Genomic DNA, 13,581 nt, shown 5'->3' with positions numbered 1-13,581 from the left:
TGCATGCTTTTTGTTATTCTACGTGTTCGTATAAGTTTACACTTTCGATATAGTTGACAAATCTTCGCAAATCTCTTTCTTGTTCCCGATTAATCTCACCAGCTTCGTACATCTTATGAATTTCTGCCCGTTCTGTTTCTGTGATGACTGCACGTAATTCATCTTTTAATTCTTCTTGTCTACTAGAATCGGTTGTAACTGGCTTTCTTATTTGATCAAGTGCTCTTTCATATTCAAAGGAGATCATATAATAAATGTCAGGATATTGAGCAATCTGTGCTTGCTCCTTTAAAAATGTTAGAGCCTGCTTGAATGCATTTTTTCGTACCTCTTGTTTCATCCGGACATAAGAGACAAATTGTTCTTTATCGAGATGATATTTTTTTCGAGCAATTCGCCATTCACGTAGAAATCTATAGAATATATACGTAAATCCTTTTTGCATATTGTGCTGAATAACGCGTTTTCTTTCTGAGAAGGTACTTTGAAAGGCAACATACATATCTGCATCTAAATGATGACCATCATATAATTCCTTTATATATTGTTCTTCAATTTCGAGTGCTTTTAAACGTACATTTGTAATTTCATTCTGATGTTCTGGTTCTCCAGCTTTTGCGGCATTGCCATCTAACTGAATTTGACGGAACATCTGCTGATATTCACCAATTAACTGATAAGAGACATTTCGATTTTCATCATTCATTTCACGGTGAATTTGTTTAATAGAAGCAAGTAAAATTTGCTTTTTTGCTTCGTCGAAATTTAACTGTTCGTCGTTTTCTTCTCTTAATTCGTCTGAATCAATTAGTAAAGGAAGGAAAATGGTTGCAACGATTAATGTGAATAAGATCACAGCAGAAGCTAAAAATAGTATCAGTGAACGTTCTGGGAATACATCCCCGCTATCTGTAATAAGTGGTAATGACAATACACCGGCCATTGTTACTGCACCACGTACCCCTGTTAAACTGCTCAGTAAGCTCGTCTTTAATGTAGGTTTTTCATCTCGGTTATTTTTAAATTCATACATAGCAGTAAGGTGTGACCAAACAAAACGTATACCCAATATGACAATGCCAATTGCAATTGCATACCCCATTAGCTTCCAATTATTAATACTTGTGTTTTCAATCGATTCTTTCATTGTTGATGGAATATTCAAACCAAGTAATAAGAACACAACCCCGTTTAGGATAAATAAAACAATTGACCATGTATTTTCAGTAAGTAATTGCTCTTCCGCTAAAACAGTCTCTGTTTTGTCTTTTACTAATGCTTGTGCAATACCAGCAACCACGACAGCTATAACACCTGAAGCATGGAAAATATCTTCTGCTACTAAATAGACGATAAAAGGTGTTAATAATTGTAAAAGCGTATGAAACACAACATCACGAATACCAGTTCTTCTTAAAGAAAAACGAATTTGGGTTAAAATAGTACCAACAACTAAACCTAAAATGGCACCAACAATAAAAGTATATGAGAAATTCAATAATGCCTCTTTAATAGAGAAATATCCAGTGACTACAGTAGCAACTGCATATTTGAATGCAACAAGACCAGATGCATCATTGATTAGCGATTCCCCACGAACAACATTTAAAATTTTCTCAGGGATTTTAATACGTTTTGCTATTCCATTTACTGCTACTGGGTCAGTTGGAGAAAGAATGGCAGCTAGTGCAAATGCAGCAGCTAAGGGTATAGAAGGAATTAACCAATGGATAAAATAGCCACCAGCTAACGTGGTAATAAGTACTAAAATAATGGCGTTTCCTAAAATAGGCATTCGCATATTCCATAACTCATCGCGTGGGAAATTTCGCCCATCATTATATAAAAGAGGTGCTACAAATAATAATAGGAACCATTCTGTTTCGAGTTCTAAAGAAACATCACTAAATACAAGTGCAATAATAATTCCTAAGGCAATTTGAATCAGAGCTGTCGGAATTGAAGGTATGTAGTGACTTATAATATTTGAAAAAAGTAAACAACCTATTAACAATAAAACAATCATCAATAAATCCATAACATCATCCTCACCATCAATTAGAGTAAAATAGAATGTTTTACCTTTATATAAGAAAAATAATAAGATATCAAAATAATTTCTACAAATAATAGCTCCTTATTTAAGGGCAATACAGTAAATTTGACGAAGTTGTTACTATAATTAAATAAATTGCGTGGATTCTAATAACAGATGTGACCAAAATCATGACATCCATTTCTTTGAAAGTTTATACTAGAACATGACAAAAACCTATTGTTCGTAATAACGAAGGAGATGAGCAACTTGAAAACAGTTGTTGTGATTGGTGGAGGTATTACAGGCCTTTGCACCATGCACTATTTACAAAAACAAAAAAATGGAAAAAATTTAGATATACAACTTGTACTAGTTGAAAAAAATGAATTTCTCGGTGGTAAAATCCACTCAGCATACGAAAGCGGATTTATCCTGGAAACAGGAGCTGATTCGATTGTGGCACGACATAAAAGTGTTATGCCACTCGTTCAAGAGTTAGGCCTAGAAGATGACCTAGTTTACAACGGTACAGGCATTTCTTATATATATACAAATAATACGTTGCATGCGATTCCAGTAGATAGCGTATTTGGTATTCCAACAAGTATTGAATCACTAAATAGCAGTACACTTGTATCATCGCAAGGAAAACAAGAAGCATTAAAAGATTTAGACTTACCAAATGACCACTTTACTAAAGAAAGTTCGATAGGTGATTTTCTTGAATATTTCTTAGGCAAAGAGATAGTTGAAAAACAAATTGCCCCTGTGCTATCAGGTGTTTATTCAGGTGATCTATACAAATTAACGATGGCGTCTACATTACCATATTTACTTGATTATAAAGAACAATATGGCAGTATTATTAAAGGTTTCGGAGCCAATCGAAAGCAATTCCAAAAATCAGCAGATAAAAAATTCATTTCTTTTAGAAATGGCTTATCGCAACTAATTGATCGTTTAGAAGAAACATTGACAGATGTAGAGATTATTAAAGGTGTAGCAACAACAAATGTAGCAAAGCAGGGCGATCAATTCATTTGCTCATTTGATAACCATGAAGATATTACAGCTGATTTTGTTGTGCTATCAACTCCTCATGCTGTGACGAGTAACATTTTAGAAGACGAAGCAGTCGAAGAAGAACTAAATACAATTCATAACGCATCTATTATTACCATCTATGTAGGATTTAATATACCTGATGAAAACTTACCAGCAGATGGCACAGGCTATATTGTTTCTGAAAATAGTGATGTGAAATGTAATGCTTGCACATGGACGAGTCGGAAATGGAAACATACATCTAAATCAGGTAATTTACTGGTGCGCATGTTCTATAAGAATGCAAATCCATTGTTTAATGAGTTACAGAAACTAAGCGAAGAAGAGTTAACAGCAATCGCATTAGATGATATAAAAAAATCATTGAATGTAGATGGGGAACCAGCTACTGTTAATATAACCAAATGGAATGACTTGATGCCGGTCTATGGCATGGGACATGCTGATATAGTAAAATCTCTAAATCAACAACTAGAGGAAAAGTATCCAAATCTTATTTTAGCAGGTTGCTCATACTATGGCGTTGGTATTGGTAACTGTATTCAAAATGGTCAAGATACAGCAGAGAAAATTATAAAGCAACTAAAATAGTGCTGAATTATTAATACTTGCGCAATCTGAATCAATTTCATAATGAAAAATCTAATTAACCAAGAGGGGGAATCTGCTTCTCTTGGTTTTAAATTTGTAAAAACAGTTGTAGCTATGTAATATGAGAAGACAAGAGAATATGAAAGAGGTTAATAAGATGATGAGAAAATTAAGTCTAGTACTAGGTATTTTATTTCTATTTGCTGGACTCGTATTAATTTTTCAAAAACCAATAATGGGCTATCTTGTTGCCAATATGTCTGATGAAACCATTCAAAAGTCTAGTATTGAAAAAGCCAAAGTAGCCACTGATACAACTTTCGATTTTAATGAAGTGAAGAATATTAGTTTACAAGATGTGATCAATGCACAAACCAAAAAGAAAGATGTCCATGCAATTGGTGCAATAAGTGTACCAGATATTACTATGCAACTTCCGATTGTCTATGGTATTTCAAATGTAAACTTAACAATCGGTGCAGGAACGATGAAAGCAGATCAAACGATGGGGCAGGGTAACTACGCTTTAGCAGGACATAATATGAACAACGATAAAACACTGTTCAGCCCATTAACAAGAGCAAAAAAAGGTATGAAGATATATATAACGGATTTCAAAAATATATATGAATATAAAATTTCAGATATGTTTATCGTTAAGCCAACACAAGTTGAAGTAATTCAAGACCAAGCAGATGAAAAGCTAATTACACTTGTAACTTGCAACTATAATGGTGAGAAACGCATGATTGTTCGTGGAATGTTCATTAAAAAACTCCCCTATTCAGACAACAAAAACTATTTTAAGATAAGTAAATAATTTTAGAACTCATTTTAATAATAGCCTATGTTAAGTTGAATTACTCTGTTGATAAACGTGAAAGCGGCCTCGCTTTCCCGCAGGAGCCTATGCCATGGTACTTCAAAAAAGATAAATAGAGCCTAATAATAAAAAAACGAAATTCATATGAATTTCGTTTTTTGTTTTGATTATAAGATTTTATTGAAAAAGTTTTCAAACTATTTTCTTATATTGGCTTGACGCAAACTCTGTAAAGGAGTATGATTCTTTTAATTATTCTAACAATTTAATAGTGATTCTTATCAAGAGAAGCCGAGGGACTGGCCCGATGACGCTTCAGCAACCAGCCGAATGGTCAGGTGCTAATTCCAGAGGAGTAATCCTGTAGATAAGAAGGAACATATATCATGAAACGAAACCCTTCTTATTTTTTTTGTAAGAAGGGTTTTTTATTTGACTATGTTATAGGCTATTGTTGGTTTTTTTAATGCATCTTACATGAGCGAAAGGCGGCGATTCCAGCGGAAAGCGTCTGCCTGTAGCAAAACGGATGGAATACCAACAGTATTATTAAATAGCATTTATTTTTAACCGAATCGGGCTACTTAGAAATAGAAAGGATGGACTGTATGGGATTTTTAGAAAAACTTCAATCGCAAGTATTAACAGCTGATGGTGCAATGGGGACATTATTATATTCGTATGGAATTGATTATTGCTATGAGGAGTTAAATGTCAAAAAGCCTGAAGTTATCGAAAATATACATCAACAATACATTGATGCTGGAGCAGATATTATTCAAACAAATACTTATACTGCGAATGCCATCAAGCTTGAGCGGTATGGTTTAGAAAATTCGGCAAAGGTATTAAACGAAAGTGCCATTCAAATTGCTAAAAAAGTTGCTTCAAAAGAGGGACAGTTTGTACTAGGAACTATTGGAGGCATTCGCGGAGTACGTAAAAGTGATGCGACATTAGAAGAAATCATTCAGTCATTGGATGAGCAGGCAGGATACTTGCTCGCTGGTGATCCAGACGGTCTGTTGCTAGAGACCTATTATGACTTTGAAGAATTAACTGCAGCTGTGAAGCATTTACGTAAAATAACGGATATACCGATTATTTCTCAAGTATCTATGCATGAACCAGGTATTTTACAAAATGGCTTGCTATTAAATGATGCCCTTCATCAATTAGAAATGATTGGTGCAGATATCGTTGGCGTCAATTGCCGGCTAGGTCCTCACCACACAATCCAAGCTTTTGAAGATGTTGAACTCCCAACAAAGGCATTCCTTTCTGCATACCCAAACGCTAGTTTACTAGATGTTGAGGATGGGAAAATTTTTTATGAATCAGAAGCAGACTACTTTGGCCGTTCAGCGGTCCTATTGCGAGATCAAGGAGTTCGATTAATCGGTGGTTGTTGTGGTACGACACCAAAGCACATTGAAGCTGTGAAAAAACGCTTAGCGGATTTACCACCAATTCAGCAAAAAGTGGTCAAACATAAAGAAGTTATCAAGATTAAAGAGGCAGCAAAAAACAGCTATGAACCCCTTCATGAAAAGGCAAAAAAAGAGCGCTCTATTATTGTAGAGCTAGATACTCCAAGACATCTAGAGGTTGAGAAATTTATAGAGGGCTCAAAAGTTCTATATGAAGCCGGCGTTGATGCAGTTACAATGGCGGATAACTCACTTGCTTCTCCACGTATAAGTAATATGGCAATGGGGGCCATTTTAAAGTTAGATCATCATGTTCGACCACTTGCTCACATTACTTGCCGTGATCGGAATTTAATTGGCTTACAATCGCATTTGATGGGCTTAAGCGCGCTGGGTATCCACGATATTTTAGCTGTCACGGGTGATCCAACAAAAGTAGGGGATTTTCCAGGTGCAACAAGTGTCTATGATGTTTCAAGCTTGGAACTTTTGGAACTCATCAAAAAGTTAAATGAAGGTATATCCTTTTCAGGAAAACCACTACGAAAAAAAGCGAATTTCTCTGTCGCAGCAGCTTTCAATCCAAATGTTCGAGTAGTAGAACGTGCTGTAGGTCGTTTAGAGAAAAAAATAGAAGCTGGAGCAGACTACTTTATCACACAGCCAGTTTATAGTAAGGAAAAAATTATTGAAGTTTATGAAGCAACGAAACATTTAGATACACCTATTTTCATCGGCATTATGCCACTAACTAGCTTAAGAAATTCTGAATTTTTGCACCATGAAGTACCGGGTATCAAGCTTTCAGAAGATGTATTAAAACGTATGCGAGCGACAGGCGAAGATAAAGAGGCAGCAAAAGCAGAAGGTCTAACTATTGCGAAAGAGTTAATCGATACAGCTGCTGAATTGTTCAATGGCATTTACTTAATCACGCCATTTATGCGTTATGATATGTCGATTGAATTGATCGAGTATATTCGTGAACTAGACCACAAGAGAGAGGAAGAAACCAACTATGCCAAAGCATCTCATTGAAGAACGACTCGAAAATCATATATTAGTGCTAGATGGTGCCATGGGGACAATGTTACAAAATGCAAATTTGACTGCAGATGATTTTGGTGGAGAAGAGTATGAGGGATGTAATGAATATTTGAATGTCACACGTCCGGATGTTGTTGAAGCTATTCACCGTGCGTACCTCGTAGCAGGTTCAGATGTCATTAGTACAAATTCATTTGGCGGTACACCTATTGTTTTAAATGAATATAATCTTGGGAGTAGAGCAGAGGAAATAAATAAAAAAGCTGTTGAAATTGCAAAAAAAGTTGCAAGTGAATATTCTACACCTGAGTGGCCGCGTTTTGTTGCAGGAGCAATCGGACCAACTACGAAAACTTTATCTGTTACTGGTGGCATTACCTTTGATGAATTAAAGCGTGATTTCTATGTACAGGCGAAGGGATTAATAGAAGGAGGCGCGGATGTTTTATTACTTGAAACGAGCCAAGATATGTTAAATGTCAAAGCAGGCACGCTCGGTATTAAGCAAGCTTTCGAAGAGTTGCATAAAACAATACCAGTCATGATTTCTGGAACAATTGAACCGATGGGGACTACACTTGCTGGTCAAGGTATTGAAGCTTTCTATATTTCAATTGAGCATATTAAACCTCTATCGGTAGGTTTGAACTGTGCAACAGGTCCTGAATTTATGACAGACCACTTACGTTCATTATCAGAAATCGCTACAAGTTATATCAGTTGTTATCCAAATGCAGGATTACCGGATGAAGAAGGGCATTATCACGAAACACCCGCATCATTATCTAAAAAGCTTGCTGGTTTTGCGGAGAAAGGGTGGCTGAACTTTGTAGGAGGATGTTGTGGCACAACTCCTGATCATATTCGAGCAATACGTGAAGTGGTAAAGGATTTTAAACCACGTCAAAAGCCAGATTCCGAGCATGGTCATGTTGTTTCTGGTATTGACCCATTAGTTTATGATGATTCCATGCGACCATTATTTGTCGGAGAACGGACGAATGTTATTGGTTCACGTAAATTCAAACGTCTAATAGTTGAAGGGAAATATGAAGAAGCTTCAGAAATAGCACGTGCACAAGTAAAAAACGGCGCGCATGTTATTGATATTTGTCTAGCCAACCCAGATCGTAATGAGCTAGAAGATATGAGAAACTTCATGCAAGAAGTAGTGAAGAAAGTAAAGGTTCCTCTTGTCATTGACTCAACAGATGAAAAAGTTATTGAAGAAGCGTTGAAATATTCACAAGGTAAAGCCATTATCAATTCGATTAACCTTGAAGATGGCGAAGAACGTTTTGAAGCTGTTCTTCCAATCGTAAAGAAATACGGAGCATCTATTGTTGTCGGTACTATTGATGAAAAAGGGATGGCAGTAGATCGAAAACGAAAATTAGAAATTGCAGAGCGCTCATATGATTTACTTGTTCATAAATGGGGGATTGCACCAGAAGATATCATATTCGATCCACTTGTATTCCCAGTTGGAACAGGTGACGAACAATATATTGGTTCAGCTGTAGAAACCATTGAAGGAATCCGCTTAATTAAAGAAAAATTGCCCAGATCTTTAACGATTCTTGGTGTAAGCAATGTTTCTTTTGGGTTACCACCAGTAGGACGTGAAGTATTAAATGCTGTCTATCTTTATAACTGTACCCTAGCAGGACTTGATTATGCGATTGTAAATACAGAAAAGATTGAGCGATATGCTTCTATCCCAGAAAATGAAATTAAACAAGCAAATGATCTATTGTTTAATACAACAGATCAAACATTAGCAGATTTTACAGATTTCTACCGTGATAAAAAGAAAGAAAAGACAGAAGCTGATATTCCAAAAACTGTCCCCGAACGATTAGCCTATTATGTTGTGGAAGGTACAAAAGAGGGACTAATTCCAGACTTACAAGTAGCATTAGAGCAGTACGATATACCACTAGATATTATTAATGGACCTTTAATGGAAGGTATGGCTACAGTCGGTAAGCTTTTCAATGATAACCAACTAATAGTTGCGGAAGTTCTACAATCTGCAGGTGTGATGAAGGCTGCAGTGTCATTCCTTGAAGACTTTATGGAGAAAAATGAAGATGATACAGGGAAAGGTAAAGTGTTGCTAGCTACTGTAAAAGGTGATGTGCATGATATTGGGAAAAACCTTGTTGATATTATTTTAAGTAATAATGGCTATAAAGTAATCGACTTAGGAATTAAAGTATCACCTCAAGATCTTATTGATGCCATTCGTATTGAAAAGCCAGATATCATAGGTTTATCCGGCTTACTTGTAAAATCAGCACAACAAATGTTGATTACCGCACAAGATTTTAAAGAAGCACAGATTGATACACCAATATTAGTAGGTGGTGCAGCATTATCTCGCAAATTTACCGACACGAAAATTGCAGTAGAATATGATGGGCCAGTACTTTATGCAAAAGATGCAATGCAAGGCCTTGAACTGGCTAACCGATTACAAAGTGATGAAAAAGAAATTTTAATACATGAATTGCAAGCATCTCAAGAAAAACGTTTAGCTCAAGAAGCGAAACGCGCTGGAAGAACGGCGGTTGCGGTTGCACCAAAACCAGTGAAAACTGTACGAGCAGATGGCCCTGTATTTGTTCCACAAGACTTAATAAGACATGTAATCAAAGACTATTCAGTTGCTCATTTACAACCATATGTAAATATGAGAACACTCATTGGACATCATCTGGGTCTAAAAGGTTATAATGAAGCAATGCTTGAAAAAGGTGATGAACGCGCTGTTCATTTATCCGAATTAGTAACAGAATTTTTGCAATCAGACATATTGAGCCCTTCTGGAATGTATCAATTTTTCCCTGCACAATCAAATGGAGATGATGTCATTATATATGATCCTCGTGACGCAAAAACGGAGATTGAACGATTTACATTCCCTCGTCAAAATAAGGAGCCATTTTTATGCTTAGCAGACTTCTTAAAATCAGTGGATAGTGGAGAAATGGATTATGTGGGCTTCATGCAGGTGACTGCAGGACATGGTGTTCGTGAAGCAGCGACTCGCTTGAAAGAACAAGGGAAGTTCTTAGAAAGCCACGCACTTCAAGCAACCGCTTTAGAGCTTGCTGAAGGCTTTGCAGAACGTATACATCAAGAAATGCGTGATCATTGGGGCTTCCCTGACGCAACCGATTTTACAATGCGTGATCGATTCGCGGCAAAATATCAAGGTCAACGTTTTTCATTTGGCTACCCAGCTTGTCCAAACTTGGAAGATCAAGAGAAATTATTCAAGCTTATTAAGCCCGAAGATATTGGGGTACAACTGACAGATGGTTATATGATGTCACCAGAAGCATCAGTTTCAGCTATCGTCTTTGCGCACCCAGATGCAAGATACTTTAATGTTGAATAAACATTCCTAAAGAGCGTATCCAAATTTCATTTGGGTACACTCTTTTTCTTCGTAAAAAATCATTATTAATTTGGTATCGCTTTCATTTCCACTGTTTACGCATACTTGCCGAAGGAATATTAAGTTCATCTCGATATTTACTAATAGTTCTTCTGGCGATTTGAATCGCATGTTCTGTATTAAAATACTCAGCAATTTTCTGATCTGAAAAGGGTTTAAGTTTATCTTCTTTTTGGATGAATTGCTTTAATAGTGTTTTTACTTTTTCTTGAGAAATATTGCCACCATCATTTGTTGCAACTTTAGAAGTGAATAATGATTTTAACTCAAACGTACCAATAGGTGTTTGAATATATTTATTTGAGGTTGCTCGACTCACAGTAGATTCGTGCATCTCGATTTCATCCGCCACTTCCTTTAAAGTTAAGGGAATTAATTCAGATAGTCCTTTACTAAAGAAAGGTAATTGCCTTTTCATTAAAACATGCATTATTTTAATAATTGTATTACGGCGTTGTTCAATACTGTTCATAAGCCACTGGTAGTTTTTGTAGTGAGTATGAATATATTGTTGATCGTCGCGATTTGTGTTGGGAACCGTTAAATAATACTCATTCAATTTAATACTTGGTAGATAGTAATCATTTAAATAGAAAATTAGTTCATTTTGATGTTCTTCTACAATAATATCAGGTCGTAAATATTCTGTACTTCCGATTTGCATAAGGGAGCATGGTCTTGGATTGAGCGTAAGGATGAGTTCACTTAGCTGTCCAACTTGTGAAACGGAACATTTTAGATTTTTAGCAATGAGCGACCATTTTTTTTCAGCAAGCAAAGGCAAATAATGTTGAATTATTTCTTCTAGCATTGGGTATTCAGGATAGCGATATTGACTTTGTAATGAAAGGCATTCTTCAAGATTTCTTGCACCAATTCCGATAGGTCCTATTTGTTGAAGGAGTTCTATACCTTTCGTAATACATTCTGTAGAATAGTTTGAACCTGTTCCTTCCATTTCTAAATATCCATTGTCATTTAAATTGTGAATCATATATGTTAGTAATTTCTTTGTAGAGTCATCTTTGAAATTTAATTTGACCATTTGCATCAATTGATCTCTAAAATTTTCTTCTATAGGTTTTGATATATCTGTTGGTTGCAGAGCCGTACGTTTTAATTTCTTAAAAGACGGAAGCCTTTCAACTTGTGTTGTAATTGAAGAGTCTTGAAGTTCAATTAATGGATTTTCTAACTCTTGTTGCCGGATAAATTGTTCTAAATCATCAGTTGAATATTGGAGTAATTCAATGGACTGCCGAAGTTGAGCTGTCATTAAAAGTTTTAATTCTTGACGTTGTTGCATCATAAGTTCCATAACAAAATCCTCCTAACTAATCTCTTATCCTCAAAAACATGATCATTAGTCTAAAATGTTAAAAAAATCTGGTATATGTATAAAATATTATACTTTAAGTATTCGTTTATTCAAATATGTAATTGTCATTTGGTTCATTTAAAGTAGATTGAGAAGGTAGTTTTTTATACTGATATTCACTAACCATAGTTAAAGAATTAAATGAAAAAACAGTTCGGTGCTAAAAGCTTCCCACTGAAACGTGATATTTAGCTATAGTAATTCAATGGGTATTAGATTGTAGATTATTTAAAACGAGGGATATATAGGATATTATTGATAATTTTGCAACCTATTATTAGTACCAGGTATATGATAGATGTCATATTATCATTATGACATCTATGTCTATGTCAAATACAAATAGAGACGTATGATGAACTCACAGTACAAAGGCTGGAGGGGATTTTTTTGACAGATCGTGAAAAGACAAAACAGCTAAAAAAAGCTGTTATACCATATTCAACATCTGATACGAAAAAGAGTGTAATGCAAATAATGAATACTATTCCACCAATGATTGCATTGTGGATAGCTGCATATATGATTTTACCTTACACTGTATGGGGAGCTGTTGGACTAAGTGTGATTGCGGCAGGTTTTGTTGTTCGTACATTCATCATTTTCCATGACTGCACACACGGATCTTTCTTTAAAAACAAAAAAGCTAATGATATCGTTGGTTTAATAACAGGGGTTCTTACATTATTTTCATACGAAAAATGGAAAAAGGAGCATATGATTCACCATGCTTCAAGTTCCAATTTAGATAAACGAGGAATCGGCGACGTTTGGGTCATGACGGTTGATGAATATGTAAAAGCATCAAAATGGCAACGCTTTTGCTACAGAGCTTATCGAAATCCACTTGTCATGTTTGGTTTAGGTCCTTTATATTTAGTACTGGTTTCTAGTAGATTTAATCACAAAGATGCAAGGAAAAAAGAACGTTTCAATACGTATTTATCCAATGCGATCATTGTCGCTCTTTTCGCAGGGGTCATCTTATTGACAAACGTACAATCATTATTAATTGTACAAGGGACATCAATGTTTGTTGCAGGGGCACTTGGCATTTGGTTATTTTTCATTCAGCATACATTTGAAGATTCTTACTTTGAAAATGAATCTGAATGGGATTATGTAAAAGCTGCTGTAGAGGGTAGTTCTTATTATAAATTGCCGATCGTTTTACAATGGGTAACTGGTAATATTGGCTTCCATCATGTGCACCATTTAGCACCGCGAGTACCTAATTATAAATTAGAAGAAGCACATAAAATGACACCACCATTGCAACAAGCAACAACCATTACACTTAAAACTAGCTTTGAATCATTACGTTATAAATTATATGATACACCAAATAAAACATTCGTTACATTTAAGGATGTTAAAAGTCTTGTGGTAACACATGACGGTAAAATAAAACAATCTATAGAAACAATCAAAAAGACAGTTAATCAGCCTAAGTCTAGTAAAAATGTAATATAACAAATAATTTACCTTGGGAAAATACTATGTTAGAGTGTGTCATAAATTATTGATAATCTTAAATAAAATATAGAAAAACGTACATTACTAAGAAATTAGTGGTGTGCGTTTTTTTGTTTGTTCCGATTAACGGATACTTATCTTTTCAATACAATCCATCATTATTATGCTATTTTTTTATAAAACCCAAAATGAGTTAACCTATTTTCATTTTAGGTTGACATATAATTCGAAATGATACACAATAATCACAATTAAAAAAATGAAGAG

At 35.2% G+C, this 13,581-nt stretch carries 7 protein-coding genes and 1 riboswitch; of the genes, 5 read left to right on the top strand and 2 right to left on the bottom strand.

The features are described from left to right. Positions 1-13 precede the first annotated feature (13 nt). Positions 14-2,038: a Na+/H+ antiporter gene (locus ACIQ4I_RS19890; protein WP_403099333.1), complete on the bottom strand. Its 2,025-nt coding sequence runs from the start codon at positions 2,036-2,038 to the stop codon at positions 14-16. Positions 2,039-2,305: 267 nt separating this feature from the next. Between ACIQ4I_RS19890 and ACIQ4I_RS19885 the strand changes: the two genes are divergently transcribed. The 4 genes from ACIQ4I_RS19885 (at position 2,306) to metH (ending at position 10,400) form a co-directional block, all read left to right on the top strand. Next, positions 2,306-3,694: a protoporphyrinogen oxidase gene (locus tag ACIQ4I_RS19885; protein ID WP_403099330.1), complete on the top strand. Its 1,389-nt coding sequence runs from the start codon at positions 2,306-2,308 to the stop codon at positions 3,692-3,694. A 157-nt stretch (positions 3,695-3,851) separates the two neighbouring features. Next, the gene (locus ACIQ4I_RS19880; RefSeq protein ID WP_403099328.1) at positions 3,852-4,514 is read left to right on the top strand and encodes a class A sortase; all 663 of its coding nucleotides are present in this window, start codon (positions 3,852-3,854) and stop codon (positions 4,512-4,514) included. 278 nt (positions 4,515-4,792) lie between these two features. Beyond that, positions 4,793-4,891, top strand: a riboswitch (SAM riboswitch). Between the two features lie 234 nt (positions 4,892-5,125). Beyond that, positions 5,126-6,985, top strand: a complete 1,860-nt coding sequence (locus tag ACIQ4I_RS19875; RefSeq protein ID WP_403099325.1) for a bifunctional homocysteine S-methyltransferase/methylenetetrahydrofolate reductase — start codon at positions 5,126-5,128, stop codon at positions 6,983-6,985. Beyond that, the gene (metH, locus tag ACIQ4I_RS19870) at positions 6,966-10,400 is read left to right on the top strand and encodes a methionine synthase (RefSeq protein ID WP_403099322.1); all 3,435 of its coding nucleotides are present in this window, start codon (positions 6,966-6,968) and stop codon (positions 10,398-10,400) included. The genes ACIQ4I_RS19875 and metH overlap by 20 nt, the downstream gene beginning before the upstream one ends. A gap of 82 nt (positions 10,401-10,482) precedes the next feature. Here metH and rpoN read toward each other — a convergent pair whose 3' ends face one another. Continuing rightward, a complete protein-coding gene (gene rpoN, locus ACIQ4I_RS19865; RefSeq protein WP_403099320.1) occupies positions 10,483-11,778 on the bottom strand; it encodes an RNA polymerase factor sigma-54 in 1,296 nt (431 codons plus the stop codon). 450 nt (positions 11,779-12,228) lie between these two features. On the opposite strand from rpoN, the gene desA reads away from it, so the two are divergent. Then, a complete protein-coding gene (desA, locus tag ACIQ4I_RS19860) occupies positions 12,229-13,311 on the top strand; it encodes a Delta(5) desaturase DesA (protein WP_403099318.1) in 1,083 nt (360 codons plus the stop codon). The last annotated feature ends 270 nt before the right edge of the window (positions 13,312-13,581 follow it).

The sequence above is a fragment of the Rummeliibacillus sp. NPDC094406 genome (assembly GCF_044763875.1).
Lineage (GTDB): Bacteria > Bacillota > Bacilli > Bacillales_A > Planococcaceae > Rummeliibacillus.
This window is presented reverse-complemented; position numbering and strand designations above follow the sequence as displayed.